A 24155-nucleotide genomic window follows, 5' to 3' on the forward strand; every position below is an offset into this window, starting at 1 on the left:
CATAAGCAAGATCATACGCTACTCATGACATGCAATAGACACTCATGGACACTCAATCAGCAGCAGCTTCCTACCCCTCTCGGGCGGTGATGTCCCAGGCATCGCGCAGCCGCCGCAGCTCCTCGCGATAGCCGTGGTAGGCCGTGCCCACCTCGTTCCACGGCACGGCGTTCTGCACGGCCAGATGGGCTCCGCAGGCGAGGCCGTAGGCGAGCGGTCCGTGCAGTGCCCCGTGCCGCAGCCCGATCAGCCGGTTTCCGCCGGGGCGGTCGTTCTCCGCGTAGGCGCGCCGCCACAGCGCACGATGCTGCGGCGTCGCCTCCAGGTAGACCGCGGCCGGCGTGCCGCCGTTCACGGCGAGCCAGGGAAGGCCGTCCGGCCGGCTGCCCCTGGCCAGCCAGTCCAGGCCGTAACTCACAAGCTCCCACTCGAGGTGGAACGGCGGCAGCATCCCGCGGGTCAGGACCGGCAGGCAGTGCCGGCGGACGGCCGGATCCCAGTACGGCTGGAAGTGGACCAGGTCCGGCTCGGCGTGCACCTGCGCCCGGGGCATCCCGATGTACAGCTCCTCGCCGGCCAGGACGCGCAGCTGCCCCTGCACATCGCCGCGCAACCCCGCCTCGTACAGCAGTCGCTCGGTCTCCGTCGGAAATGCCACGGGACGATCTTATGAACAGTCCCGTGGCGCTCCGCACGCAGGTCAGCGCCGGGTGAGATCCATGATCCAGTTGGTCACCCAGGTCTCCTCCCCGTCCACCGAGAAGGCCTGCTCCCAGTGCGCGGATTCCGCGGAGATCCCCGACCAGACGAACCGGACCCGGACCTCCTTGCCGTCGTGCGTGTCGTCCCCGTGGAACTCGCCCCGGCCGTCCCTGAACCGGCCGCTCACCGCCGGGAAGAGCACACCGGTACGCGCGTCGGACCAGTACAGGGACCACTCCTCGCGCTCACGGTCGTACAGGTGCAGGCTGAGGTGTCGGTACGGACGGTCTACCGGGACGTCGAGTCGCTGCACGCCGCGGGCGTGCCGCTGTACGGGGACGCCGGCCACTCGGGCGGCTACCGGCTGCTGGCCGGCTACCGCACCCGGCTGACCGGCCTCAGTACCGGCGAGGCCGAGGCGCTCTTCCTCTCCGGCCTCCCCGGCCCCGCAGCCGAACTCGGCCTCGGCACGCTGCTCGCCGCCGCGCAGCTGAAGCTGCGGGCCTCGCTGCCGCCCGAGCTGCTCGCCCATGCCGACCGCGTCCGGTCCCGCTTCCACCTCGACGCTCCCGGCTGGTACGCGGAGGCGGATGACGTCCCGTTTCTGCCGCAGGTCGCCGACGCCGTGTGGAACGGCCGGGTGCTGGCGGTCCGCTACCGGCGCTGGAAGGAGCCGGCCGAGGTGGACCGGCGCCTCGAACCGTACGGACTGGTCCTCAAGGCGGGCCGCTGGTACGTGATCGCGGGGCCCGGCCCGCGCTCGTACCGGGTGGACCAGATCCTTGAACTGAGCGTCCTCGACGAGGAGTTCGCGCCACCCCGGGACTTCGACCTCGCCGGACACTGGCGGGGCCACCAGGCGGACTTCCACGCCCGGCTGTACACGGGCGAGGCGGTGGTCCGTATCTCGGCCGAGGCCGCCGGGCAGCTGACCGGCCGCGTCGCCAGTGCCCTGGCAGCCACGGGGACGCCGGAGCCGGACGGCTGGACGCGCGCCGTCCTGCCCATCGAATCGGTGGACCACGCCCACCGGGAGTTTCTGCGACTGGGCGCCGGCATCGAGGTGCTGGAGCCCGCCGGGCTGCGCGACCGCCTGGCCAGGACGGCGCGCGAACTCGGTGCCCTCTACTCCTGAGCCCTTCTGCTCAGCCCTACTCCTGAGCCTCCCACGCGCCGGCCGCCGCCGCCCTACGCACATAGTCCGCGAAGTCCCTGGGCTCACGGCCCAGCACACGCTTGACCCCGTCCGTCGTCGGCGTGTTGTGGCCGTCGAGGAGGAAGGTGAACAGCTCCGACGCGAAGGCGGCGAAGTCTGCCGGCAGGCCGAACTGCTCCAGCAGATCGCGGTATTCGGGCCCGGAGACCGGCACATAGGCCGTCGTGAGCCCGGTCGCCGAGGCGATCTCCGCCACCGCCTCCCGGAAGGTCAGCGCCCGCGGACCCGTCACCTCATGGATGACACCCGCGTGCCCCTCCTCGGTGAGGACGGCGACCACGACATCCGCGAGATCGCCTGCGTCGATGAAGGGCTCCGCCGTCTCCCTGGCGGGGAAGGGCAGTTCACCGCCGAGCAGGCCGTCCACCAGGAATCCCTCGCTGAAGTTCTGCGCGAAGAAGCTGGAGCGTACGACCGTCAGCTCGACCCCCGACTCGCGTACCGCATCCTCGGCGACGACCGCCTGCGGCTCACCGCGGCCCGACAGCAGCACCAGCCGCCGCACGCCGCTCTCCGCCGCCAGCCGTCCGAAGGCCCGCAGGGCGTCAGCCGCCGTCGGGGCCGCCAGGTCCGGGTAGTAGGCGACGTACGCCGCATCTGCGCCGCGCAGCGCCGGCGCCCACGTCTTCTCGTCCTCCCAGTCGAAGGGAACCTCTCCGGTACGGGAACCCGCCCGCACCCGCACCCCGCGCTCCGCGAGGCGCTCCGCCACGCGGCGGCCGGTCTTGCCCGTCGCCGCCGTCACCAACACCGTCTGCTGCTTCATGCTTTCTGTCATGGCTCAAGCCTCGCCGCCGGCGCGTGGACAAGCCATGCTCCACAGCCTCACTCGCATGTCCGTGCGTCTACGCTGGCTCCATGGACGCACTCACGGGACTGCTGGAGGGGCCGCGCGCACGGGGTGCCTTCCTGCTCCGGATGGTGATGGACGCCCCCTGGTCGGTGCGGATCGAGGACCGGGCGCCGATCTGTCTGATGTCGGTGGTGCGCGGCGAGGCATGGATCGTGCCCGACTCCGGCGACCCGGTCCGGCTGCGGCCGGGCGATGTGGCCATCGCCCGCGGCCCCGACCCGTACACGGTCTCCGACGACCCGCGCACCCCGTCGCGGATCGTCGTCCATCCCGGCGGACAGTGCAGCACGCCGGAGGGAGAGCCGCTGGGCCCGGTGATGGAACTGGGTGTCCGGATGTGGGGAGACAGCGCCGAAGGCTCCTCCGCCCTGCTCGTCGGCACCTACCAGATGGACGGCGAGGTCAGCCGGCGGCTGCTGGACGCGCTGCCGCCGCTGGTGTTCCTGCCTGCCGAGCTGTGCGCCTGCGCGTTTGTGCCGCTGCTCGACGAGGAGATCGGAAGGGACGAGCCCGGCCAGGAAGTGGTGCTCGACCGGCTGCTGGACCTGCTGCTCATCTCCGTACTGCGCGCCTGGTTCTCCCGCCCGGACGCCGAAGCGCCCGGCTGGTACCGGGCGTGGGGCGACCCGGTGGTGGGCCAGGCGCTGCGGCTGCTGCAGAACGACCCGGCCCACCCGTGGACGGTCGCCCTGCTGGCGGCGAAGGCCGGGGTGTCGCGGGCGGCGCTGGCCCGTCGCTTCACCGAGCTGGTCGGGGAGCCGCCGATAGCGTACCTCACCGGCTGGCGGCTGTCACTCGCCGCCGATCTGCTGCGCACCACGGACGCCACGGTCGACGCGGTGGCGCGGAAGGTCGGCTACAGCGGTTCGTTCGCGCTGAGTTCGGCCTTCAAGCGGGTACGCGGAATCAGCCCGCAGGAGCACCGCACCGGTCAGCGCACCTCCGCGGTGTGAAAGGTCCGCCGGTACGCGGCCGGTGAGACGCCGATGGCTGTACGCAGGTGCTGGCGCAGCGAGTTGGCGCTGCCGAAGCCCGCGCGGTCGGCGATGTGGTCGATCGGCAGATCACTCGTCTCCAGCAGCTGTTTGGCCAGTTCCACGCGCTGCGCGGTCAGCCACTGTCCGGGCGTCACCCCCGCCTCGTCACGGAACCGGCGGGTGAAGGTCCGCACGCTCATCCGGGCGTGCGTGGCCAGCTCCCCGAGGGTCAGCGGCCGCTCCAGCCGCTCCAGCGCCCAGGCGCGGGTGGCGGCGGTGGTGGCCGTGGAGGGTTCGGGCACCGGGCGCTCGATGTACTGGGCCTGCCCGCCGTCCCGCCAGGGCGGGACGACACAGATCCGGGCCACCCGGTTGGCGATCGCGCTGCCGTGGTCGCGTCGCACCAGATGCAGGCAGAGGTCGACACCGGCGGCTGCTCCGGCCGAGCTGAGCACGTCGCCGTCGTCGACGAAGAGCACCTCCTCGTCCACCCTGACCTGCGGGAAGAGGCGCTTGAAGTTCGTCGCCTCGTTCCAGTGGGTGGTGGCCGGGCGGTCGTCGAGCAGCCCCGCGGCGGCCACGACGAACGCACCCGTACAGATGGACACGATGCGGGTGCCGGGCCGGATCCGCGCCAGGGCCGCCGCCAGCTCCTCGTCCAGCACGCCGTTCTCGTAGAGGGCGCCGAGTCCGTGGCTGGGCGGGACGATCACGGTGTCGGCGGTGGCCAGTGCCTCCGGCCCGTGGTCGACGGCGATCGAGAAGCCCGCGTCGGTACGCACGGGTCCCCCGGTCGGAGTGCAGACCACCACCTCGTAGAGCGGGGTGCCGGCAGCGTACGCGCAGGCACCGAAGATCCGCGAGGGGATGCCCAGCTCGAACGGGACGACGCCCTCGGCGGCGAGTACGACGACACGGTGCAGGGAGGCCATGGCCAGATCCTGTCACATCATGGCCGTCCGGCCAATGTCTGTCCGGTGGATCACCGCGCAGAGTGGATGTACACCCCACGAACGAAGGGCCTGTCCAATGAACGCGACCACCACTCCCGCGACCACTCCCGCGACCACCCCCACGATGCGTGCGATCACCCCGGCGGACTGGGGCGGCCCCGAGGTCCTCACCGAGGTGCGCCTCCCGCGCCCGGTGCCCGGCCCGACCGAGATCCTGGTCCGGGTACACGCGGCCGGGGTCAACCCGGTGGACTGGAAGTCCCGCGCGACCGGCGGCTTCGGGATGTGGGAGGGGACCCCGGTCCTCGGCTACGACGTCTCGGGCGTCGTCGAGGCCGTCGGGTCCGGCGTGACGCTCTACGCCCCCGGCGACGAGGTCTTCGGCATGCCCGAGTTCCCGCGCCAGGCGGGCGGTTACGCCGAGTACGTCACCGGCCCGGCCCGGCACTTCGCCCGCAAGCCGGCCGCGCTCGACCATGTGCAGGCCGCCGCGCTGCCGCTCGCCGCGCTCACCGCCTGGCAGTCCCTCACCGAGACGGCCGGGCTGCGCGCAGGGCAGCGGGTCCTGATCCACGCCGCCGCGGGCGGGGTCGGCCACCTCGCCGTACAGATCGCCAAGGCACGCGGCGCGTACGTGATCGGCACGGCCCGCGAGGCCAAGCACGCCCGGCTGCGGGAACTGGGCGCGGACGAACTGATCGACTACACCCGGACCGACTTCACCGAGGCGGTACGGGACGTGGACGTCGTCCTGGACGCCATCGGCGGCGACTACGGGACACGCTCGCTGCGGGTGCTCCGGCCGGGCGGCACACTGATCACGCTCCCGTCGCCGGACGCGGTGCCGCCCGCCGCCGAGGCCGAGCGGGCCGGCGTACGCACCGGGTTCACGCTGGTGGAGCCGGACTACGCGGGACTGCTGGAGATCGCAGCCCTGGTGGAGGCCGGAAAGCTGCGGCCGGAGATCGAGACCGTGCTGCCGCTGGAGCAGGCGGCGAAGGCCCACGAGGCGGGGGAGACCGGCCGGACCACCGGCAAGATCGTCCTCACAGTGGTCGCGTAGTCCGGGACGGGCTGCGGGGGTAGCGTCGAGGTGCCTCAGCGAATGGAGCAGTCCGATGACCGAGGACCAGAAGCCCTTCCGTGTCGAAAAGACGATCGGAGCGCCCGCCGACACCGTGTGGCGGGCCCTGACGGAACCGGATGTCGTCCGGAACTGGTTCGGCTGGGACTACGAGGGCCTGCCGGCCGAGATCGAGTCCGTCTTCGTCGACGGCGCCGACCCCCAGCCGCCCGACCTCATCGTCCTCGGCGGGCATCAGGAGATCGGCCTGGTGGGCGGTGCCGGGCGGACGATGGTGCGTGTCGTCACCACGCAGCCGCTGCCGGCCGGGACCGACCCGGACCGCTACGACGCCGTCGAGGAGGGCTGGCGCGTCTTCTTCGAGCAGCTCCGCTTCCTGCTGGAACGCCATCCCGGCGAGCGCCGCAGCACGCTGTACCTGACCGGACGGGCGAGCGGGCGGCAGCTGCTCGGCGTGCTGGCGGAAGAGGCCGCCAAGGAGGTGTGGCACGAGAGCCGGTTCGCCCACCTGGTGGTCGGCGCGGAGGGCCATCTGCTGGCGGCGACCGCCGAGCAACCGCTGCCGGACGGCGGCCCTGGGCCGGTGAGCCTCACGGTGAGCGCGTACGGACTCGACGACCAGGCCCGCGCCGCCCTGCGGGAGCGCTGGACGGCGCGCTGGCGGAAGGCCGTGACCGACGCCGAGGTGACCCCGTAGGCAACACGATCAGGGTGACGGGCTGACGGGCTCCAGGCGCCACCACTGGGAGGGGGAGTCGGTGTCCTCCCACTGCTGAATGTGCGCGCCCTCGTCGAGGCTGCCCTCCGCGACCTCGAGCAGCAGCCCGCTGATGTAGCTGATCAGCGTGACCGTGCCCGGCGCGTCCAGGTGCTGCTCGATGACCCACTCCTGGGCGCCGAAGTTGTTGGCCTTCCACTGCTGGATTCTGACGCCGTTCTCGATCGCCGCGTTGGCGACGTCGAGGCGCTTGCCGCTGCCGGCGTTCACCAGGTGGTACAGCCCGCCGCCGCTGTGTACGGGCGTGATGTGCCAGTGCTGGGCCGGGGTTTCGGCCTCCTTGCCCTGCTGCACAGGGGCGCCGCTCGCCTTGGAACCTCCGTACACCTCGAGAAGCAGACCGCTGGCGACATTGCGCAGCCGATAGAGACCTTCGTACATACCCATGGATCAATTCTCAGCCAGAGACCGCGCGCAGCCCGCCGGGCCGGCGGCCGGTGAGACGGTCCAGCGCGGCGGCGGCGGCGTCGTCGGCCGGCAGGTGGACCACCAGCCGCTGGTCGTCGTCGCCGGCCAGGTCGAGCGTCTCCTGAGCCAGCCGCACCTCGCCCACCTCGGGATGGCGGAGCCGCTCGACGCCGGTGTGATCCGCCTCGGTGAGCGTGGCGGCGGTCAGCCGGCCGGCGAAGGGCGCGCCCGCGACGACGGTCAGCTCGTCGGCGAGCGCCGCGAGGTGCGGGTCGGCGGGCAGGGAGCCGGACTTGAGGGCGGCGACCTGCCGGTCGGCGACGCAGTCCCAGTCCTGGTAGACGGATCGGGCCCGGTCGTCCGTGAACAGGAACCGCACCAGGTTCGGCGGCGCGCCGTCCAGCAGTCCGAGCGGCCGGGCCAGCCGCTCGTAGCCGGTCGTGTACGCGAGTACGTCGCTCAGCCGGTTGAGCAGCACGGCGGGAGCCGGCTCCAGCCGGTCGAGGAGCGCCCGTACGGTGGGGCGCACCGAGCTGGCCGGCGGTCCGGCCGCCTGGCAGGGGAAGAGGCTGCCGCCGGCCGACTTGGCGGCCAGCCGGAGCCGGATGCGTGCCTCTGACGGCAGCCGCAGCGCGTCGGCGAGCGCGGCGAGCACCTGGGTGGACGGATGGCGGTCACGCCCCTGCTCCAGCCGGGTCAGGTACTCGACGCTGATGCCGGCCAGTGTGGCCAGTTCGGAGCGGCGCAGTCCGGGCGTGCGGCGCCGACTGCCCACAGGCAGCCCCACCGTGGCGGGCGTGACGGCTTCCCGCAGGCCGCGCAGCATCGTTCCCAGCTCGTTGTCGCCCACCTTGTCGCTCACCTCCCGAACCGTACCAGCGGGCGCTGTACCGGATCGTGGCCCTGTCACTACCAGTCTCAGCCCGGCCTTCCTCCCCGCGGCCCGGGCCAGCAGGTTGGGGCCATGAGATTCCAGGAGGAAGCAATGTCCACGAACCCCATCCGCATCGCCGTGATCCTCGGCAGCATCAGGGAGGGCCGGTTCGGACCGGTCGTGGCGAACTGGTTCACCGAACAGGCCAAGCTGCACGGAGACTTGGAGATCGACCTGATCGACCTGGCCGACATCGACCTGCCGATGGTGCTGCCGGCCTACGGAGGCACCCCGTCGTCCGAGGCGGCCGCCGCGCTCGCAACCGTCAGCCCGCGGCTGGCCGCCGCGGACGCTTTCGTGGTGGTGACGCCGGAGTTCAACCACAGCTACCCGGCTCCCCTGAAGAACCTGATCGACTGGCACCAGACCGAGTGGCACGCCAAGCCCGTCGGCTTCGTCGCGTACGGCGGTATGTCCAGCGGCCTGCGCGCGGTGGAGCATCTGCGCAACGTCTTCGCCGAGCTGCACGCGGTCACCATCCGCGAGACGGTCAGCTTCCAGGGGGCATGGGCCCAGTTCGAGGAGGACGGCAGCCCCAAGGACCCGGAGGGCGTCAACACGGCGGCCAAGGCCCTGCTCGACCAGCTCGGCTGGTGGGCCCTGGGGCTGCGTGAGGCGCGTGCGAAGCGTCCGTACGCGGCGTGAGGCAGGGGTGCCGGGCGAGTGCGTCGACGGGTCCTGCCCACCTCGAGTCCCAGGGCCGGGTCCTTCGCCGCCGAGTCGCGGGCCGGGACCACCTGTTCGGGCGTGACCAGCCGTCCGAGTCTGCGGGACAGCGTCTCTGCCGGCAGCCGGGCGGCCGTCCCGCCGGGCCTGGTGCCCGCGCTCCCGTGGGCGACGGCGGAGGAGTTGGTACGCAGCCCGGTCACCCCGCAGATCTGGCGGGGCAGGACGCCGGGCACCACCTACTTCGTCTACCTGCTGACCGCGCCTGGTCCCGCCGGGCCGTGAAGGGACGTCCTGGCCCGTCAGACGCATACGGTGACGGACGGTGACGCTCCGAGATGCGCCGCAATCGCGACCCTGGTTCGCTGGGGGTGCCCGCTCTCCCTACAGTCCGAGGAGTGACTATGAGCGTCGCAGGTGAATCCGGTAACCGAGCGCAGCAGATGCGTCAGAAGGTTCAGCAGCTGAACGAAGCCGCTGAGCGCGCGACCGACCCGCAGGAGCGCCAGAAGCTCCAGGAGCAGGCCCGCCGCCTGCAGGAGCAGACGCAGCGGCAGAGCCAGACCCCCGGTAACGCAGGTACCCGGTCGCAGGGCACCCGCGGCCAGAAGCAGTACCCCCCGGATTGAGGTGACGTACCGCCTCACCAGGTAACGCCGGACGGCCTCCAACACCCCCTGTCAGGGGAAGTGTTGGAGGCCGTCTGCGTGAACGTACGTCCTGCGGGGCGCCTTCGTTCCGGTGAATCCGGCTGTGTGAGCGCCGGGCGGGCATGTCCGGCGAGTACCGTCATGACCTCTTTCGTGAAGGTGGGTCGGACGTGCCGAACGGGCTTCAGATGCAGCAGAACAGCGCGATGACGCGGGTGGCGGGTGGCGATGACGTCCGGTCCGGCCTGGCTGGGGCGAGCCGCGAGGCCGGGGACGCTGTCGGTGGCGGGCGGGCGTTCGCCTGGCTGCTGGTGGTCACCGGTGCGGCGGGTCTGCTGGCTTCCTGGATCATCACACTGGACAAGTTGAAGCTGCTGGCAGACCCGGACTTCGTCCCCGGCTGTAGCCTGAACCCGGTCGTTTCCTGCGGCAACATCATGAAGAGCGAGCAGGCGTCGGCCTTCGGCTTCCCCAACCCGATGCTCGGCCTGGTCACGTACGCGATGGTGATCGCCATCGGTACGGGCCTGCTGGCGGGGGCGCGGCACCGGCGCTGGTTCTGGCTCGGGCTGAACGCGGGCACGGTGTTCGGCGTCGGGTTCTGCACGTGGCTCCAGTACCAGTCGCTGTACCACATCAACTCGCTGTGCCTGTGGTGCTGCCTGGCCTGGGTCGCCACGATCGTGATGTTCTGCTACGTCACCACGCACAACATCAGGCACGGCTTCATCCCGGTGCCGGAGGGTTTGCGCAACGGTCTGCTGGAGTTCCACTGGGTCGCGCCGGTGGTGTGGGTCGGAGCGATCGGGATGCTGATCCTGACCCGCTGGTGGGACTTCTGGATCAGCTGACGGACGCGCGTGACGCGACGCGACGGGGGGCGGCCCGGACGGGCTGGCCCCCCGTAGGTCGCCGTCAGCTGTAGTCGAACTCGTCCGGGTCTGGCCCGAGCCGGTCACCGGAGTCGAGGGCCGCGAGCGCGGCGAGGTCCTCGGCGTCCAGCTCGAAACCGAAGACGTCGATGTTCTGCTGGATCCGGGACGGCGTCACGGACTTGGGGATCACGACGTTGCCGGTCTGAACGTGCCAGCGCAGCACTACCTGGGCGGGAGTCCGGCCGTGCTTCTGGGCGATGGCGATGATCGTCGGTACGTCGAGCAGTCCCTTGCCCTGGCCCAGCGGCGACCATGCCTCGGTCGCGATGCCGTGCTCGGCGTGCAATGCGCGCAGCTCGGACTGCTGAAGCTGCGGGTGCAGCTCGACCTGGTTCACGGCCGGCACGACCGACGTCTCGTCCATGAGGCGCCGCAGGTGCGCGGGCTGGAAGTTCGAGACGCCGACCGCCTTGGCGCGGCCGCTCTTGGCGATCTCCTCGAACGCGCGCCAGATGGCGAGGTAGTCGTCCCGCATCGGGCGCGGCCAGTGGATGAGGTACAGGTCGAGGTAGTCGAGGCCGAGCTTGTCGAGGGAGCCGTCGAACTCCCGCAGGACGCTGTCGCGCGTCCATGTCTGCGAGGCGCTGTTCCACAGCTTGGTAGTGACGAAGAGTTCCTCGCGGGCGATTCCGGAGGAGGTGAGCGCCTTGCCGGTGCCCTCCTCGTTGCCGTAGATCGCTGCCGTGTCGATGCTGCGGTACCCGGCCTCCAGAGCGGTGCCGACGGCCTTCGCGGCCTCGTTGTCCGGTACCTGCCAGACGCCGAAGCCGAGCTGGGGCATCGCTACGCCGTTGTTGAGGGTGATGCTGGGGACCTTGCTCACGAGCGGTCGAATCCTTAGGTCGTCGATTGGTACGCCCATCGTCAACGATCACGCCGTCCGGCGCATTCCCGTTCGCGGATTGGCTCGATACAGCTCCGACCTTTTCGGTCCGTACCGTTGACCGGGTCACGTCAGGCCGCGACGCAACCTGGCAGCAGCGCTGGGCGCCCTCCGCGAGCCGGGACGGCCTGCGTGCGTTCGAGACGATCGCGGACGACCGGGCCGACTCGCATCCGGCCGGGCGCGCCGCACATCCGCACCGAAGGCGACAACGCTTCACGCACATCATGCAGATGAAGCAGCCCGGCACGTGCACGCTGCCGCTCATCGTGCAGTCGCTGCGCCGGGTGAACGGCGTGCAGACCATCGAGCTCAAGGCAGGTCGTCGGCAACGTCCTCATCGGCCGGACCGACCTCGAACCGCTGCACAACAAGTGGACCGACGTCGACTTCCAGATCAAGATCGGCAACGGTACGGCCGGCTCCGTCCGCTGGATCCTGCGCAGCGGCACGACCACCGTCCTCGACAAGTCGAAGTCCGGCATCGACACCTTCCTGGAGGACCGCGTGCGGCCCAAGTGGGGCATGGCGAGCAGTCAACGGGCGCCTGTGGGAAGCGGAGTTCGGCAACAGCTCCAAGGACGCCGCGACGGGGTACTGCGTCGGTACGTACGGCCGCCTGCGCACGGTCACCAAGGTGCCGGGCAGTCGCCGGTGGTGCCGGTGGACGCGGAGTTGCAGGCGGCGGCGAGCAGCAGTGCGGCTGCGGCCGCCACTGCGGCGATGGTGCGGATCGGTCGCAACACGGTGAGCCAACTGACGCAGCGTTGATGACCTGTCAGGTAACTAAGGGGGCAGTCAGGCGTGGTAGAGCGCTTCCACCTCAGCTGCGTACGCCTTCTCGATCGCCTTGCGCTTGAGCTTCAGCGACGGCGTCAGCAGCCCGTGCTCCTCAGTGAACTGGTGCGCCAGTATCCGGAACGTACGGATCGACTCGGCCTGCGACACCAGGGTGTTCGCGGCCACCACCGCCCGCCGGACCTCCCTCTCCAGATCCCGGTCCCGGACCAGTTCGGATGGTTCCATCGGCGCCTTGCCACCCATCGCCAGCCAGTGCGCGACGCCCTCCGGGTCCAAGGTCACCAGCGCGGCGATGAACGGCCGGTCGTTGCCGACCACAATGCACTGCGCCACCAGCGGATGCGCCCGGACCCGCTCCTCCAGGCCCACCGGCGAGACGCTCTTGCCGCCGGACGTCACCAGAATCTCCTTCTTCCGCCCGGTGATCGTGAGATAGCCCTCCTCGTCGAGGGCGCCGAGGTCCCCGGTCGCCAGCCAGCCGTCGTTCAGCACCACGTCCGTGGCCTTGGGGTCGTTGAGATACCCGGAGAAGACATGGCCGCCGCGCAGCCACACCTCCCCGTCGTCCGCGATGTGCACGGTGGTGCCGGGGATGGGCTGTCCCACCGTCCCGTACCGGGTGCGCTCGGGCGGGTTGGCGGTCGCGGCCGCGCTGGACTCCGTGAGGCCGTACCCCTCGAAGACCGTGACGCCCGCCCCCTCGAAGAACAGCCCGAGCCGGCGGTTCATCCCCGAGCCGCCGGACATGGCGTGGCGCACCCGCCCGCCCATGGCCTCGCGGACCTTGCCGTACACGAGCTTCTCGAAGAGCTGATGCTGCATCCGCAACCCGGCCGACGGGCCGGGTCCGGTGCCGAACGCCTTGTGCTCCTGCGCCTCCGCGTACCGCACGGCCACCTCGACCGCCTTGTCGAAGGGCCCGGTCTTGCCCGCCGCCTCCGCCTTCCGCCGTGCCGCGTTGAAGACCTTCTCGAAGATGTACGGGACGGCCAGGATGAACGTCGGCCGGAACGTGGCCAGGTCGGGCAGCAGCGCCTCCGCCGCCAGCACCGGCTGGTGCCCCATCTTGACCCGGCCCCGGATCGCCGCGATCTCGACCATCCGCCCGAAGACATGCGCGAGCGGCAGAAAGAGCAGGGTGGCGGCCTCTCCCCCAGACTCCGTCCGGGGGGACCCCCATCCGGCCTTGGAGTGGAACACGGGCTCCCAGCGCTCGATCAGGGTGTCCGTCTCGAACATGAAGTTGGCGTGGGTGATCACGCAGCCCTTGGGGCGGCCCGTGGTGCCGGAGGTGTAGATCACGGTGGCGATCGAGTCCGGGGTGACCGCCCGGCGGTGCCGGTGCACCACATCGTCGTCGATGGCCGTGCCGGCTTCGGTCAGCTCGGCGACCGCGCCGGCGTCCAGCTGCCACAGCCTGCCCAGCCGGGGCAGCCGGTCGACGACCGAGCCGATGGTCATGGCGTGGTCCTCGTGCTCGACCACGCAGGCGGTGACCTCCGCGTCGTACAGCATCCAGAAGACCTGCTCGACGGACGACGTCGGATAGACGGGCACCGGCTGCGCGCCGACGGACCAGAGCGCGAAGTCGAAGAGGGTCCACTCGTAGCGGGTGCGCGACATGATCGCCACGCGGTCGCCGAACCGTACGCCGTGGGCGAGCAGCCCCTTGGCGAGCGCCAGCACCTCGTCACGGAACTGCGCCGAGGTCACGTCCTGCCAGGTCCCGTGCTCGTCCTTCCGGCCCAGCGCGACCCGGTGCGGGTCGTCCTGGGCATGATCGAAGACGGCGTCGGCCAGACCGCCGACCGGTGGCGCCGTCGCCACGGGTGGGGCAGTGAACTCGCGCAATGACTTGCTCCTTGTGGCGCTCCGCACAGCGCCGGTGACGGTACCCCACCGTGCGGCCGGGCGGGAGAGCCTCGGAACGCCGTGTGCGTACGGCATCGGCACAGGTCAGCAGCCGAAATGCGGTCTCGCGGGCGGACGGTGGGGCGAGTTCCTGACCGGAGAGTAAGTCGAGTGCGGTGGAATCTCCACCGAATCTGTACGTCGCGGTCACGCCCGCTCTACGGGGCCGGCCGGGGCACGGCTGCGGGCGCAACTGCCGGCGCAGCCGCGGGCACGACGCCGGGCACGCCTGCCGGCACGGCCGGACGGTGTCCCGGATGCAGCCGGTCACCGCCCGCCAGAATCGCGGCCGCGAGCGCGTCCGCCGCGCCCTGTGCCGCTGCGTCGCGGCGGCCGTGCAGCAGAACGAACTCCACCTCGCCCAGCTCCGGCAGACCCACCCGGTCCGGTACCCGCACCAGCCCCGGCGGGATCAGCCCCCGGGTGTGGGCCATCACCCCCAGGCCGGCCCGGGCCGCCGCGATCAGGCCGCTGAGACTGCCGCTCGTACACGCGATGCGCCAGGCGCGGCCGTGCCGCTCCAGGACCTCCAGCGCGCGGGCCCGGGTGATGCCCGGCGGCGGGAAGACGATCAGCGGCAGCGGACGGTCGGGATCGAGGCGCAGCCCCTCCGCGCCGATCCATACCATGCGGTCACGCCAGACCAGGCGGCCCCGGTCGTCCCCCGGTCGGCGCCGCTTGGCGAGTACCAGGTCGAGACGGCCCGCCGCGAGCCGCTCGTGCAGCGTGCCCGAGAGTTCGACGGTGAGTTCCAGGTCGACCTCGGGGTGGTCATGACGGAAGGCGGTGAGGATCTCCGGGAGGCGGGTCAGTACGAAGTCCTCCGAGGCGCCGAACCGCAGCCGGCCGCGCAGCCGGGTTCCGGTGAAGAACGCGGCGGCCCGCTCGTTCGCCTCCAGGATCGTGCGGGCGAACCCGAGCATCGCCTCGCCGTCCTCGGTCAGCTCCACGCTGTGGGTGTCCCGGCTGAACAGCTGCCGGCCGGTCGCGTCCTCCAGACGGCGGACGTGCTGGCTCACCGTCGACTGGCGCAGCCCGAGCCGGCGGGCGGCCTGGGTGAAGCTCAGCGTCTGGGCGACCGTGAGGAACGTACGCAGCTGTGCCGGGTCGTACATGCCGTCCAGCCTAGCGCGGCTCATCGCGATTCGTGATGACAGTCAGAGCGGTGTACGGGATTCCCGATCACCGGGAGGGGGAGGACGATGGGGAGCGCGCGATCCGACCCGATGCCGAGAGCAAGTGAGCACATGCCCCGCCTGAAGCCGCCGTCCTGGCTGCCGATCGACCCGTACATCCTGGCCCTGATCGGCACCGTGGCCCTGGCGGCGCTGCTACCCGCCCGTGGCCCGGCCGCCGAGGTCGCGGGAGGCGCCTCCACCGGCGCGGTCGCCCTGCTCTTCTTCCTCTACGGCGCCCGGCTCTCCACCCGCGAGGCGATGGACGGCCTGCGGCACTGGCGGCTCCATCTGACCGTGCTGGCCTGTACGTTCGCGGTCTTCCCGCTGCTCGGGCTCGCGGCGCACGGCCTCGTCCCGTACGTACTGACGCCGCAGTTGTACAGCGGCTTCCTCTTCCTCTGCCTGGTCCCCTCGACGATCCAGTCCTCGATCGCGTTCACCTCGATCGCCCGGGGCAACGTCCCGGCGGCCATCTGCGCCGGCTCCTTCTCCAGCCTGGCCGGCATCCTGCTGACCCCGCTGCTCGCGGCTCTGCTCATCGGCGGCAGCGCGGGAGGCTTCTCTCCGGACTCGCTGCTGCGGATCGTCCTCCAGCTGCTGGCGCCGTTCGTCGCGGGCCGGCTGCTGCGCAGCCGGCTCGGCGGGTTCCTGACGCGCCACAAGCAGCTCCTCGGCTACGTCGACCGCGGCTCGATCCTGCTCGTCGTCTACACCGCCTTCAGCGCCGGCATGGTGCAGGGCATCTGGCACCAGGTGAGCGCGGCCCGGCTCGGCGCGCTCCTCGGCGCCGAGGCGGTGCTGCTCGCCGCGATGCTGACGGTCAGCTGGTACGGCGCGAAGCGGCTCGGCTTCGGGCGGGCCGACCGGATCGCGATCCAGTTCGCCGGATCGAAGAAGAGCCTCGCGGCCGGACTGCCCATGGCGAGCGTGCTGTTCGGGTCGCAGGCGGGCTTCGCCGTACTGCCGCTGATGCTCTTCCACCAGATGCAGCTGATGGTGTGCGCGGTGATCGCCAAGCGCCGCTCGCGCGACGGTGCGACGGCGGATGCCCCGGAGCGGGCCCCGGCAGATGAACAGCCGGTCCCGGCCTGACCGCGTCACGGCGCATCACCGCGGAGCGGCTGATGTCGCCTGCGGGCACGCGAGCCCGGCCTGATCCGGACAGGGCTAGCCTCGCCGGGGCGACGCGAGCAGATACCGCGTCCCGGACCGGCGGTCCAGGTGCGCGGACGTCTGCCAGCCCGCCGCCTCCAGCGCCGCGGCGCACTCCGCCAGCCGCGCGCCGTCCACCCGGACCGCCTCCGGCTGGGCCGTGCCGCCCACCCGGTAGCCCGTGCCGACCCCGGCCTCCAGGGCGAGCGCGGCGGCCTGGACCAGATGGCTGCGCTCCCAGTCGCACGGCCGGTCGACCGCGTGCGCGCGGTTGGTCAGGCGCCGCATTTCCAGCAGGCCGGCCCACGCGCTGCGTACCTCCCGCACCCGCGCGGGGTCTTCGGACTCCACCGACTTGGTGTCGGTCCGGGCGGCGAATGCCCCGGACGTCGCCGCCGCCGTCCGCGGCACCGGCGAATGTGCGGCCAGAGCGGCCAGTTGCTCCCGGAGGCGCTGTCCCGCCGGTGTCAGGAAGTGCCGGTGCGGCGGCCGTGGGTGGCGGACCGCCAGTCCCCGAGCCACAAGCGCCGCCAGCACGGAAGCGGGGCCGTCGAGCAGCCCGCTGCCGGCCTCTGCCCGGCTCAGCACCCGGCGCTGTTCGGCAGTCGGTTCCCCAGTCACGCTCACCCTTCCGACCGTACCCGCACCCCCTGACAGGATCGGGGGGTGACGAACACCTTCATACGGCCCTTCGGGCAGCGCCCCTGCACCCTCGTGGTGTGCCGCGGCTGCTGCTGCGGCGACCGCCGCAAACACCCCGGCACCGACCACGCAGGCCAGTTGGCGCGGATGAGGGCGGCGGCGGCCGGCTCGGGCGGGCGGTTCGCCGTCCGTACGAGCGACTGCCTCGGCCCGTGCGGACAGGCCAACGTCGTCGTGGTCCAGCCCTCCTCGGCAGGCCGGCAGAAGGGGGGCAGGGCCGTATGGGTCGGCTGGGCGCTCGACGACGACAGTACGGACGACATCCTGGCCTGGGCCGAGGCCGGCGGCCCCGGCGAGTGCGAAGCGCCGGTCACGCTGACGCTCCAGGTCATCCCGGCACCCACGGAGGCGCGGCGCCGCAGCCGCAGGCGGTGATCGCCTGGTCGCCAGACCGGTGCCAGGGCCGTGGGGGCGTTGTCGGCGGGGGTGGGGGCGGCTAGATTCGTCCATGGCCATACCGACCAGTCGGTCACCACAGTCGAGGAGTAGCCCGCCATGAGCCGCATCAACCACCAAGTCCGTCTGGCCGCACGCCCGGTGGGGCTGCCCCGGCCCACCGACTGGGAGCGGACGGAGGAGCCGGTCGGTGAGCCGGGTGACGGTGAGCTGCTGGTGCAGGTGCTCCAGCTCTCGCTCGACCCGGCGATGCGCGGTTGGATGAACGAGGGCAAGTCGTATATTCCGCCCGTGAAGATAGGCGAGGTGATGCGTGCGGGAGCGGTCGGACGGGTCATCGCGTCCCGCCACCCCGGCTTCGCCGAGGGCGACTACGCGTCGGGCACGTTCGGCGTCCAGGAATTCTGCGTGTCGGACGGGCGCGGGGTGATCAAGGTCGACCCCGCGCTGGCGCCGCTGCCCGTCTACCTCGGGACCCTCGGTATGACGGGCATGACGGCCTACTTCGGGCTGCTCGACATCGGACGCCCCGAGGCCGGCCAGACGGTCGTGGTGTCCGGCGCCGCAGGGGCGGTGGGCAGCGTCGTGGGCCAGATCGCCAAGCTGAAGGGCTGCCGGGTGATCGGCATCGCCGGCGGCGAGCGCAAGTGCCGGATGCTGGTGGAGGAGTTCGGCTTCGACGCCGCCATCGACTACCGGTCCGACGACGTGAAGAAGTCGCTGCGCGAGCTGGCCCCTGACGGCGTGGACGTCTACTTCGACAACGTCGGCGGCGACATCCTCGACGCGGTGCTGACCCGGCTGGCGCGCGGGGCCCGCATCGTCATCTGCGGCGCGATCTCCCAGTACAACAGCGTGCAGCCGGTCAAGGGCCCGGCGAACTACCTCTCCCTGCTGGTGAACCGCGCCACGATGACCGGCATGGTCGTCTTCGACTACGCCGACCGGTACGGCGGGGCCGTGACCGAGCTGGCCGGGTGGCTGGCAGAGGGCAGGCTGCGTTCGCTGGAGGACGTCGTCGACGGCGGCGTCGACGCCTTCCACGACACGCTGCTGCGGCTGTTCAGCGGCGAGAACCACGGAAAGCTCGTCCTCCGCATCGCGCAGAGCGAGTGAGCCGAAGGGGCTGAAAGCGCCCCCGGAGGCGAACCGAGCCTCAAAGAAGAGGCGGGCCCCGGCCGGCGCAGGGGGCGCTCCCCGTCGGCCGGGGCCCGGCCGCCGTGCAGCGGGCGGGGCCGGATCAGCCCTGGGCGGCCGCGGCCGCCAGAGCGATGCGGTGCTCACCCGCGTACACGTTCATGGACGAGCCGCGCAGGAACCCGACCAGCGTGAGGCCGGTCTCGGCGGCGAGATCGACGGCGAGGGAGGACGGGGCCGAGACGGCGGCGAGCAGCGGGATGCCGGCCATCACCGCCTTCTGGGCGAGCTCGAACGAGGCGCGACCGGACACCAGAAGCACCGACCGCGACAGGGGCAGCCGGGAGTCCTGGAGTGCCCGTCCGACGATCTTGTCGACGGCGTTGTGCCGACCGACGTCCTCCCGTACGTCGAGCAGCTCCCCGTCGGGGGAGAACAGCGCCGCCGCGTGCAGCCCCCCGGTCCGGTCGAACACCCGCTGGGCCGCCCGCAGCCGGTCGGGGAGGCCGGCGAGCAGCGCGGGCTCGAGACGGACCGGGGGAGTGTCGTCGATCGGGAAGCGTGCGGTGGTGCGTACGGCGTCGAGGCTCGCCTTGCCGCACAGCCCGCACGAGGAGGTCGTGTAGACGTTGCGCTCCAGTGTGATGTCCGGGACCTCGACGCCCGGGGCGAGCTTCACGTCCACCACGTTGTACGTGTTCACGCCGTCCGCCGTCGCCCCCGCGCAGTACACGATGGACTGCAGCTCCTCCGCCGCCCCGAGCACGCCCTCGCTCACCAGGAACCCGGCGGCCAGGGCGAAGTCGTCGCCCGGTGTGCGCATCGTGATGGCGAGCGGCTTGCCGTTCAGCCGGATCTCGAGCGGCTCCTCGGCGACAAGCGTGTCGGGGCGGGTGGAGACGGCCCCGTCCCTGATGCGGATGACGCGGCGGCGCTCGGTGACCCGTCCCATGGTGATCAGTCCCAGTCGTTTCGTTGGTATCAACGCTGCTGTACGTGCTGGAAGCCGAACCGGCCCTTGATGCACAGGTTGCCGTGGGTCACCGGGTTGTCGTGCGGCGAGGTGACCTTGACGATCTCATTCTCCTGCACGTGAAGGGTGGGGTTGCAGCCGACGCCGCAGTAGGCGCAGACGGTGGTCGTCTCGGTCTGGGCCGCCTCGTCCCAGGTCCCGGCCTCGCGCATGTCGAATTCGGTCCTGAAGCTGAGCGCTCCGGGCAGGCCTCAATGCAGTTCCCGCAGGCGGAGTCGGTGAGCGGCGCGTCGTGCTCGGTGGAGATTACGGGCGTCGAAGCCGCGGCCCGCGACGGCGATCGCGAAGGTGTTCTGCCACTGCTCGCCCCAGGCGTCCACGCACCTGTAGCAGAGGATGCACTTGTCGTAGTCGCGGACGTAGAGGTCGTTGTCGACCACGGGCTCCTCGTCGACGCGTGCGGCGACCGCGCCGAAGCGGTCGGGCGTCGCCTCGTGCTCCTTGATCCACTCTGCCGCTCGCGGGGCTCCGCCCCGGCTTCGGTAACCCGCCTGCAACAGCAGTGCCGCCGGGGCGCGTTCACACAGGCCCAGGCATGGGCTGGGTTGCCGGACTGCGCCCCCGATGCCGCGCCGGCAGGGCCCACGCGTTCCGACAGGCCCGCCGTCAGCGCGGCCGAGCCGCGCGACGCGCACGCCAGGTCCGTACAGACATTTGTCGGTCAAGGGTCGACACAGCCGGTCACGCGCAGTAGCCGACCTTGGGGAAGTGCCAAAGTCCAGGGGCTGAATCCTGTGGGATCACTTGCCGCCGTACCGATTGGTAGCAGCCAAGACTGGGTGGTTCCTGACTTCCGTACGTAGGGGGATTCCGCTTATGACCGGCTCACGCGTGGTCGCGCTCGGGCACTACCAGCCCGCCAAGGTGCTCACCAATGACGACCTGGCGGCGCTGGTGGACACCAGTGACGAGTGGATCCGCAGCCGCGTCGGAATCCGGACCCGGCACGTGGCGGGCCCGGACGAGCCGGTCGACGAGCTCGCCGCGCACGCCGGCGCCAAGGCGCTGGCCACCGCCGGCATCACGCCCGGCGACATCGACCTCGTGCTGGTCGCCACCTCCACCGCGATCGACCGCTCCCCGAACATGGCCGCCCGCGTCGCGGCCCGGCTCGGCATGGGTTCGCCCGCGGCGATGGACATCAACGTCGTCTGCTCGGGCTTCACCCACGCCCTGGCCACCGCCGACCACGCCGTACGGGCCGGTTCCGCCACCCGAGCCCTGGTCATCGGCGCCGACAAGATGGCCGACATCACCGACTGGACGGACCGCACCACGTGCGTGCTCGTGGGTGACGGCGCGGGCGCGGCCGTCGTCGAGGCGAGCGAGGAGCCGGGCATCGGCCCGGTGCTGTGGGGCTCGGTGCCCGAGATGGGGCACGCCGTACGGATCGAGGGCACGCCGCCGCGGTTCGCGCAGGAGGGCCAGTCCGTCTACCGCTGGGCGACCACCCAGCTGCCGCCGATCGCCCGCAAGGTGTGCGAGCGGGCCGGGGTCGCGCCCGAGGAGCTCGCGGCGGTCGTCCTGCACCAGGCCAACCTGCGGATCATCGAGCCGGTCGCGCAGAAGATCGGCGCGGTCAACGCCGTGATCGCCCGCGACGTGGTCGACTCCGGCAACACCTCGGCCGGCTCCATCCCCATGGCGCTGTCCAAGCTGATCGAGCGAGGCGAGGTCGAGTCGGGCGCGCCGGTGCTGCTCTTCGGCTTCGGCGGGAACCTCTCGTACGCGGGCCAGGTCATCCGCTGCCCCTGAGTGTCCCGCACGCCGCCCACGCGCCCGCCCCCGCACCGCCGACACGGCGCCCCGGTCCTCGGCCCTCGGTAGACTGTAGACGATAGCCAATTCGAGGCGAGGGGAACTGCGATGTTGTCCGCAGGACTGCCGCAGGGTGCCGTGCCGAAGCTGGAGCGGCCGGGCCCGCTGCGTGAGCGCGTGTACGAGGCGCTGCTGGAGCTCATCACCACCCGGGCGCTGCGCCCCGGCCAGCACCTGGTCGAGAGCGAACTCGCCGGGCATCTGGGCGTCTCGCGGCAGCCGGTCCGCGAAGCGCTCCAGCGGCTGAACACCGAGGGCTGGGTCGATCTGCGCCCCGCGCAGGGCGCGTTCGTCCACGAGCCGACCGAGGCGGAGGCCGACCAGCTGCTCTCCGTCCGTACGCTCCTGGAGGCCGAAGCCGCCCGGCTGGCCGCCGCCGATTCCGCCAAGGCCGGAATCATCACCCTGGAGGCGCTGTGCGCCAAGGGCGAGCAGGCGGTCGCCGAGGACGACGTGGATCTGGCGGCGGCGACCAACGCCGAGTTCCACGCCAAGATCATGGAACTGGCGGGCAACGCCGTACTCGCCGAACTCGCCGCGCAGGTCGACCGCCGGGTCCGCTGGTACTACACGCCCGTCGCCCGGCAGCGCGGCAAGCAGTCCTGGATCGAGCACCGGGAGCTGATCGCCGCGATCTCCGCACGCGACGAACAGCGCGCCACGGAGGTCATGCGGGCTCACACGGAGCACACCCGCACGACCTACCACGAGCGCGCGCAAACCTAGTACCGCAACGGCCGTTGCAGTACTAGGTGCTTTTCGGTTGTGGGTAGTTGATTCGAGTCAACTGCTCAACCGTCAGTCGCGGTCGCCATTGTCGCGGTCGCCATTGTCGTGGTCACCGTTGTCACGGTCACCGTTACCGCCGCGGTCACCGTTGTCGCGGTCACCGTTACCGCCGCGGTCACCGTTGTCGCGGTCACCGTTACCGCCGCGGTTGTCGTCGTCATCGTCGTGGTGGTTGCTGTGGTGGCCACGGCGGTCGGAGTCGTCGTCATCGCAGTCGTAGCGGTCCCAGTAGTCGCAATAGTCGGACGAGGAAACCGCGTTGGACGGGGCGGCGGCACTGGCGATGCCGGCTCCACCGAAGGCCAGAGCCAGAGCTGCGAACAGACTGGCGAACAGCCGGAGAATCATGGATGTCGTTGCCCGCATGGTGCTTCCCCTTCCCGGGGGCGTAGACGGGGCCGAGCCCTGCACGGCCGCGGTCGCACCAGTGAGATGTTTTCGATGCGTTCGCGGAAGGGCCCGGTACGCCGGCGTTGAGTGTGGCGGGAGTGGCCACCGCCGACCCACGCGCTGCATGCGCGGCATCGGGCCCGCTGGGCTGCTGAGTGAAGCAGCCCTGGTAGCGGGGCATCTGTCCCTCCGACGACAACCCTGGTGGTCGTCGATCGGGATTTCGTTCAAACTGGTTCTAATTTAGGCATAGGGTCATATGAAAGTCAAACGGGAACTATCGGGCATGCGCATGTAAGGTGCGTGCCGCCGTTGGGGCAACTCACATTTACGTCACGGGAATTGGGGAGTGGACGCCTGGTCGGGACCGTGGGAGCCACGTGACGCGATCGTGCCTTTGTCCTCGACGTGGAGAAAGTCGTACCGAATCCCTGCGCAACTTCTTCCCACCCTGGCAAAGCGCTGCTACGTTCCCCTGGAAAGCCCGACAGAGACAGCCGATCAAGGCGGGAGGGGTGGCGTGAGGCGCATGACGGCTCGACCCGCGAACGCGCACCAGGCGCGACTGCTCCGCCTGCTGCGTGACGGCGGTCCCAACTCCCGGGCACAGCTCGGGGATCAGGTCGACCTCTCCCGCTCCAAGCTCGCCGTCGAGGTCGACCGGCTGCTGGAGACCGGTCTGGTCGTCGCCGACGGTCTCGCCGCCTCGCGCGGCGGCCGCCGCTCGCACAACATCCGGCTCGCGCCCGCCCTGCGCTTCCTCGGGGTGGACATCGGAGCCACCTCGGTCGATGTCGCCGTCACGAACGCGGAGTTGGAGGTACTCGGCCACCTCAACCACCCGATGGACGTCCGGGAGGGCCCGGTCGCCGTCTTCGAGCAGGTGCTCGCGATGGCGGCAAAGCTCAGGGCCTCGGGTCTCGCGGAGGGGTTCGACGGCGCCGGCATCGGCGTCCCCGGCCCCGTCCGCTTCCCCGAAGGCGTACCGGTCGCGCCGCCGATCATGCCGGGCTGGGACGGGTTCCCCGTACGGGAAGCCCTCAGCCAGGAGCTGGGCTGCCCGGTCATGGTCGACAACGACGTGAACCTGATGGCGATGGGAGAGCAGCACGCGGGCGTCGCCCGCTCCGTGAACGACTTCCTCTGCGTCAAGATCGGCACCGGTATCGGCTGCGGCATCGTCGTCGGCGGCGATGTCTACCGCGGTACGACGGGCAGCGCGGGCGACATCGGCCATATCCAGGTCGATCCGGCCGGCCATGCCTGTGCCTGTGGCAACAAGGGCTGCCTGGAAGCCCACTTCAGCGGCGCCGCGCTCGCCCGCGACGCCGAGGACGCGGCACGCTCGGGCCACTCGCCCGAACTCGCCGCCCGGCTGGAGGCGGCGGGCCGGCTCACCGCCGCCGACGTCGCCGGCGCGGCCGCCGCGGGCGACGCCACCTCGCTGGAGCTCATCCGCGAGGGCGGCAACCGGGTCGGCCAGGTCATCGCCGGACTCGTCAGCTTCTTCAACCCCGGCCTGGTGGTGATCGGCGGCGGTGTGACCGGACTCGGCCACACCCTGCTGGCCAGCGTCCGCACCCAGGTCTACCGCCGGTCGCTGCCGCTGGCGACCGGCAATCTCCCCATCGTCCTGGGGGAGTTGGGACCGGCCGCCGGAGTGATCGGCGCCGCCCGATTGATCAGCGACCACCTGTTCTCGCCTGTCTGACCGGCAAGACCGGCGTACGTACCACCAGTAGCACCAGTACCCGCAACGCCTACACCTGGCTCAGCCCTGCCCACTTGGAGTCTGGCTTCACCGGCCGC

Annotated in this window: 26 protein-coding genes and 2 pseudogenes; 15 read left to right on the plus strand and 13 right to left on the minus strand. The window is 71.2% G+C overall.

Annotated elements, in window-relative coordinates:
- Nucleotides 1–70: 70 nt before the first annotated feature.
- Both NLX86_RS30415 and NLX86_RS30420 read right to left on the minus strand, forming a co-directional pair.
- A complete protein-coding gene (locus tag NLX86_RS30415; protein WP_254375033.1) occupies nucleotides 71–658 on the minus strand; it encodes a hypothetical protein in 588 nt (195 codons plus the stop codon).
- A 42-nt stretch (nucleotides 659–700) separates the two neighbouring features.
- Nucleotides 701–1015 carry a hypothetical protein gene (locus tag NLX86_RS30420; protein WP_308409661.1) on the minus strand — a complete coding sequence of 105 codons (315 nt, stop codon included), beginning with the start codon at nucleotides 1013–1015 and terminating at the stop codon, nucleotides 701–703.
- Here NLX86_RS30420 and NLX86_RS30425 point away from each other — a divergent pair.
- Complete coding sequence (locus tag NLX86_RS30425; protein ID WP_254375034.1) at nucleotides 962–1837, plus strand: YafY family protein; 876 nt, start codon at nucleotides 962–964, stop codon at nucleotides 1835–1837. The genes NLX86_RS30420 and NLX86_RS30425 overlap by 54 nt on opposite strands.
- A 16-nt stretch (nucleotides 1838–1853) precedes the next feature.
- Here NLX86_RS30425 and NLX86_RS30430 read toward each other — a convergent pair whose 3' ends face one another.
- The gene (locus tag NLX86_RS30430; protein ID WP_254375035.1) at nucleotides 1854–2696 is read right to left on the minus strand and encodes an NAD(P)H-binding protein; all 843 of its coding nucleotides are present in this window, start codon (nucleotides 2694–2696) and stop codon (nucleotides 1854–1856) included.
- An 80-nt stretch (nucleotides 2697–2776) separates the two neighbouring features.
- Here NLX86_RS30430 and NLX86_RS30435 point away from each other — a divergent pair, with 80 nt between their 5' ends.
- The gene (locus NLX86_RS30435; RefSeq protein ID WP_254375036.1) at nucleotides 2777–3724 is read left to right on the plus strand and encodes an AraC family transcriptional regulator; all 948 of its coding nucleotides are present in this window, start codon (nucleotides 2777–2779) and stop codon (nucleotides 3722–3724) included.
- Here NLX86_RS30435 and NLX86_RS30440 read toward each other — a convergent pair.
- Complete coding sequence (locus tag NLX86_RS30440) at nucleotides 3703–4680, minus strand: GlxA family transcriptional regulator (protein ID WP_254375037.1); 978 nt, start codon at nucleotides 4678–4680, stop codon at nucleotides 3703–3705. The genes NLX86_RS30435 and NLX86_RS30440 overlap by 22 nt on opposite strands.
- A 97-nt stretch (nucleotides 4681–4777) precedes the next feature.
- On the opposite strand from NLX86_RS30440, the gene NLX86_RS30445 reads away from it, so the two are divergent.
- Both NLX86_RS30445 and NLX86_RS30450 read left to right on the plus strand, forming a co-directional pair.
- The gene (locus NLX86_RS30445) at nucleotides 4778–5764 is read left to right on the plus strand and encodes an NADP-dependent oxidoreductase (RefSeq protein WP_254375038.1); all 987 of its coding nucleotides are present in this window, start codon (nucleotides 4778–4780) and stop codon (nucleotides 5762–5764) included.
- Nucleotides 5765–5819: 55 nt separating this feature from the next.
- Nucleotides 5820–6482, plus strand: coding sequence for an SRPBCC domain-containing protein (locus NLX86_RS30450; protein ID WP_254375039.1), 663 nt, complete (start codon nucleotides 5820–5822; stop codon nucleotides 6480–6482).
- A gap of 9 nt (nucleotides 6483–6491) precedes the next feature.
- On the opposite strand, the gene NLX86_RS30455 is transcribed toward NLX86_RS30450, so the two are convergent.
- Together NLX86_RS30455 and NLX86_RS30460 are read right to left on the minus strand one after the other, a co-directional pair.
- Nucleotides 6492–6950: an RICIN domain-containing protein gene (locus NLX86_RS30455; protein ID WP_254375040.1), complete on the minus strand. Its 459-nt coding sequence runs from the start codon at nucleotides 6948–6950 to the stop codon at nucleotides 6492–6494.
- A 10-nt stretch (nucleotides 6951–6960) separates the two neighbouring features.
- Nucleotides 6961–7821, minus strand: coding sequence for a helix-turn-helix domain-containing protein (locus tag NLX86_RS30460; protein ID WP_254375073.1), 861 nt, complete (start codon nucleotides 7819–7821; stop codon nucleotides 6961–6963).
- Nucleotides 7822–7956: 135 nt separating this feature from the next.
- Between NLX86_RS30460 and NLX86_RS30465 the strand changes: the two genes are divergently transcribed.
- The 4 genes from NLX86_RS30465 to NLX86_RS30480 all read left to right on the plus strand — a co-directional run bounded on the left by NLX86_RS30465 (nucleotide 7957) and on the right by NLX86_RS30480 (nucleotide 10072).
- A complete protein-coding gene (locus NLX86_RS30465; protein ID WP_254375041.1) occupies nucleotides 7957–8550 on the plus strand; it encodes an NADPH-dependent FMN reductase in 594 nt (197 codons plus the stop codon).
- 102 nt (nucleotides 8551–8652) lie between these two features.
- Nucleotides 8653–8856 carry a hypothetical protein gene (locus NLX86_RS30470; RefSeq protein ID WP_254375042.1) on the plus strand — a complete coding sequence of 68 codons (204 nt, stop codon included), beginning with the start codon at nucleotides 8653–8655 and terminating at the stop codon, nucleotides 8854–8856.
- A 119-nt stretch (nucleotides 8857–8975) separates the two neighbouring features.
- Nucleotides 8976–9200 carry a DUF6381 family protein gene (locus NLX86_RS30475; protein WP_254375043.1) on the plus strand — a complete coding sequence of 75 codons (225 nt, stop codon included), beginning with the start codon at nucleotides 8976–8978 and terminating at the stop codon, nucleotides 9198–9200.
- Nucleotides 9201–9427: 227 nt separating this feature from the next.
- Entirely contained in the window at nucleotides 9428–10072 is a 645-nt protein-coding gene (locus NLX86_RS30480) for a vitamin K epoxide reductase family protein (protein WP_254375074.1), read from the plus strand.
- 64 nt (nucleotides 10073–10136) lie between these two features.
- On the opposite strand, the gene NLX86_RS30485 is transcribed toward NLX86_RS30480, so the two are convergent.
- Nucleotides 10137–10979: an aldo/keto reductase gene (locus NLX86_RS30485; protein ID WP_308409662.1), complete on the minus strand. Its 843-nt coding sequence runs from the start codon at nucleotides 10977–10979 to the stop codon at nucleotides 10137–10139.
- A gap of 47 nt (nucleotides 10980–11026) precedes the next feature.
- On the opposite strand from NLX86_RS30485, the pseudogene NLX86_RS30490 reads away from it, so the two are divergent.
- Nucleotides 11027–11597: pseudogene (locus NLX86_RS30490) on the plus strand (Tat pathway signal sequence domain protein); the annotation flags it as partial.
- 240 nt (nucleotides 11598–11837) lie between these two features.
- Here the strand turns inward: NLX86_RS30490 and NLX86_RS30495 are convergent.
- Together NLX86_RS30495 and NLX86_RS30500 are read right to left on the minus strand one after the other, a co-directional pair.
- Nucleotides 11838–13691 (minus strand): long-chain fatty acid--CoA ligase, encoded by a 1854-nt coding sequence (locus NLX86_RS30495; RefSeq protein WP_254375044.1) that lies wholly within the window; start codon nucleotides 13689–13691, stop codon nucleotides 11838–11840.
- Between the two features lie 218 nt (nucleotides 13692–13909).
- Nucleotides 13910–14866: a LysR substrate-binding domain-containing protein gene (locus NLX86_RS30500; RefSeq protein WP_254375045.1), complete on the minus strand. Its 957-nt coding sequence runs from the start codon at nucleotides 14864–14866 to the stop codon at nucleotides 13910–13912.
- Between the two features lie 132 nt (nucleotides 14867–14998).
- On the opposite strand from NLX86_RS30500, the gene NLX86_RS30505 reads away from it, so the two are divergent.
- Nucleotides 14999–16021: a bile acid:sodium symporter family protein gene (locus NLX86_RS30505; RefSeq protein ID WP_254375046.1), complete on the plus strand. Its 1023-nt coding sequence runs from the start codon at nucleotides 14999–15001 to the stop codon at nucleotides 16019–16021.
- Between the two features lie 75 nt (nucleotides 16022–16096).
- On the opposite strand, the gene NLX86_RS30510 is transcribed toward NLX86_RS30505, so the two are convergent.
- Nucleotides 16097–16708 carry a hypothetical protein gene (locus NLX86_RS30510; RefSeq protein WP_308409663.1) on the minus strand — a complete coding sequence of 204 codons (612 nt, stop codon included), beginning with the start codon at nucleotides 16706–16708 and terminating at the stop codon, nucleotides 16097–16099.
- A 39-nt stretch (nucleotides 16709–16747) separates the two neighbouring features.
- Between NLX86_RS30510 and NLX86_RS30515 the strand changes: the two genes are divergently transcribed.
- Together NLX86_RS30515 and NLX86_RS30520 are read left to right on the plus strand one after the other, a co-directional pair.
- A complete protein-coding gene (locus NLX86_RS30515) occupies nucleotides 16748–17158 on the plus strand; it encodes a (2Fe-2S) ferredoxin domain-containing protein (protein WP_254375047.1) in 411 nt (136 codons plus the stop codon).
- 120 nt (nucleotides 17159–17278) lie between these two features.
- The gene (locus NLX86_RS30520) at nucleotides 17279–18295 is read left to right on the plus strand and encodes an NADP-dependent oxidoreductase (RefSeq protein ID WP_254375048.1); all 1017 of its coding nucleotides are present in this window, start codon (nucleotides 17279–17281) and stop codon (nucleotides 18293–18295) included.
- 124 nt (nucleotides 18296–18419) lie between these two features.
- On the opposite strand, the gene fdhD is transcribed toward NLX86_RS30520, so the two are convergent.
- Nucleotides 18420–19268, minus strand: a complete 849-nt coding sequence (gene fdhD / locus NLX86_RS30525) for a formate dehydrogenase accessory sulfurtransferase FdhD (protein ID WP_254375049.1) — start codon at nucleotides 19266–19268, stop codon at nucleotides 18420–18422.
- A 29-nt stretch (nucleotides 19269–19297) separates the two neighbouring features.
- Nucleotides 19298–19813 (minus strand): annotated as a pseudogene (locus tag NLX86_RS30530) (Fe-S-binding domain-containing protein); the annotation flags it as partial.
- Between the two features lie 352 nt (nucleotides 19814–20165).
- Between NLX86_RS30530 and NLX86_RS30535 the strand changes: the two are divergent.
- Together NLX86_RS30535 and NLX86_RS30540 are read left to right on the plus strand one after the other, a co-directional pair.
- Nucleotides 20166–21104, plus strand: coding sequence for a beta-ketoacyl-ACP synthase III (locus tag NLX86_RS30535; protein ID WP_254375050.1), 939 nt, complete (start codon nucleotides 20166–20168; stop codon nucleotides 21102–21104).
- A gap of 111 nt (nucleotides 21105–21215) precedes the next feature.
- On the plus strand, nucleotides 21216–21893 hold the full coding sequence (locus NLX86_RS30540) for a GntR family transcriptional regulator (protein WP_254375051.1): 678 nt from the start codon (nucleotides 21216–21218) through the stop codon (nucleotides 21891–21893).
- A 72-nt stretch (nucleotides 21894–21965) separates the two neighbouring features.
- Here NLX86_RS30540 and NLX86_RS30545 read toward each other — a convergent pair whose 3' ends face one another.
- Nucleotides 21966–22322 (minus strand): hypothetical protein, encoded by a 357-nt coding sequence (locus NLX86_RS30545; RefSeq protein WP_254375052.1) that lies wholly within the window; start codon nucleotides 22320–22322, stop codon nucleotides 21966–21968.
- 553 nt (nucleotides 22323–22875) lie between these two features.
- Between NLX86_RS30545 and NLX86_RS30550 the strand changes: the two genes are divergently transcribed.
- Nucleotides 22876–24057, plus strand: a complete 1182-nt coding sequence (locus NLX86_RS30550; protein WP_254375053.1) for an ROK family transcriptional regulator — start codon at nucleotides 22876–22878, stop codon at nucleotides 24055–24057.
- The last annotated feature ends 98 nt before the right edge of the window (nucleotides 24058–24155 follow it).

Source organism: Streptomyces sp. A3M-1-3, from assembly GCF_024213665.1.
Lineage (GTDB): Bacteria > Actinomycetota > Actinomycetes > Streptomycetales > Streptomycetaceae > Streptomyces.

What these genes read in the sequence shown, in the direction of transcription:
- NLX86_RS30465 (WP_254375041.1), top strand. Translation starts at nt 7,957, where the DNA reads ATGTCCACGAACCCCATCCGCATCGCCGTGATCCTCGGCAGCATCAGG.
- NLX86_RS30440 (WP_254375037.1), bottom strand. Translation starts at nt 4,680, where the DNA reads ATGGCCTCCCTGCACCGTGTCGTCGTACTCGCCGCCGAGGGCGTCGTC.
- NLX86_RS30430 (WP_254375035.1), bottom strand. Translation starts at nt 2,696, where the DNA reads ATGACAGAAAGCATGAAGCAGCAGACGGTGTTGGTGACGGCGGCGACG.
- NLX86_RS30505 (WP_254375046.1), top strand. Translation starts at nt 14,999, where the DNA reads ATGCCCCGCCTGAAGCCGCCGTCCTGGCTGCCGATCGACCCGTACATC.
- NLX86_RS30435 (WP_254375036.1), top strand. Translation starts at nt 2,777, where the DNA reads ATGGACGCACTCACGGGACTGCTGGAGGGGCCGCGCGCACGGGGTGCC.
- NLX86_RS30535 (WP_254375050.1), top strand. Translation starts at nt 20,166, where the DNA reads ATGACCGGCTCACGCGTGGTCGCGCTCGGGCACTACCAGCCCGCCAAG.
- NLX86_RS30540 (WP_254375051.1), top strand. Translation starts at nt 21,216, where the DNA reads ATGTTGTCCGCAGGACTGCCGCAGGGTGCCGTGCCGAAGCTGGAGCGG.
- NLX86_RS30445 (WP_254375038.1), top strand. Translation starts at nt 4,778, where the DNA reads ATGAACGCGACCACCACTCCCGCGACCACTCCCGCGACCACCCCCACG.
- fdhD (WP_254375049.1), bottom strand. Translation starts at nt 19,268, where the DNA reads ATGGGACGGGTCACCGAGCGCCGCCGCGTCATCCGCATCAGGGACGGG.
- NLX86_RS30550 (WP_254375053.1), top strand. Translation starts at nt 22,876, where the DNA reads ATGACGGCTCGACCCGCGAACGCGCACCAGGCGCGACTGCTCCGCCTG.
- NLX86_RS30450 (WP_254375039.1), top strand. Translation starts at nt 5,820, where the DNA reads ATGACCGAGGACCAGAAGCCCTTCCGTGTCGAAAAGACGATCGGAGCG.
- NLX86_RS30500 (WP_254375045.1), bottom strand. Translation starts at nt 14,866, where the DNA reads ATGTACGACCCGGCACAGCTGCGTACGTTCCTCACGGTCGCCCAGACG.
- NLX86_RS30520 (WP_254375048.1), top strand. Translation starts at nt 17,279, where the DNA reads ATGAGCCGCATCAACCACCAAGTCCGTCTGGCCGCACGCCCGGTGGGG.
- NLX86_RS30455 (WP_254375040.1), bottom strand. Translation starts at nt 6,950, where the DNA reads ATGGGTATGTACGAAGGTCTCTATCGGCTGCGCAATGTCGCCAGCGGT.
- NLX86_RS30545 (WP_254375052.1), bottom strand. Translation starts at nt 22,322, where the DNA reads ATGCGGGCAACGACATCCATGATTCTCCGGCTGTTCGCCAGTCTGTTC.
- NLX86_RS30480 (WP_254375074.1), top strand. Translation starts at nt 9,428, where the DNA reads ATGACGCGGGTGGCGGGTGGCGATGACGTCCGGTCCGGCCTGGCTGGG.
- NLX86_RS30475 (WP_254375043.1), top strand. Translation starts at nt 8,976, where the DNA reads ATGAGCGTCGCAGGTGAATCCGGTAACCGAGCGCAGCAGATGCGTCAG.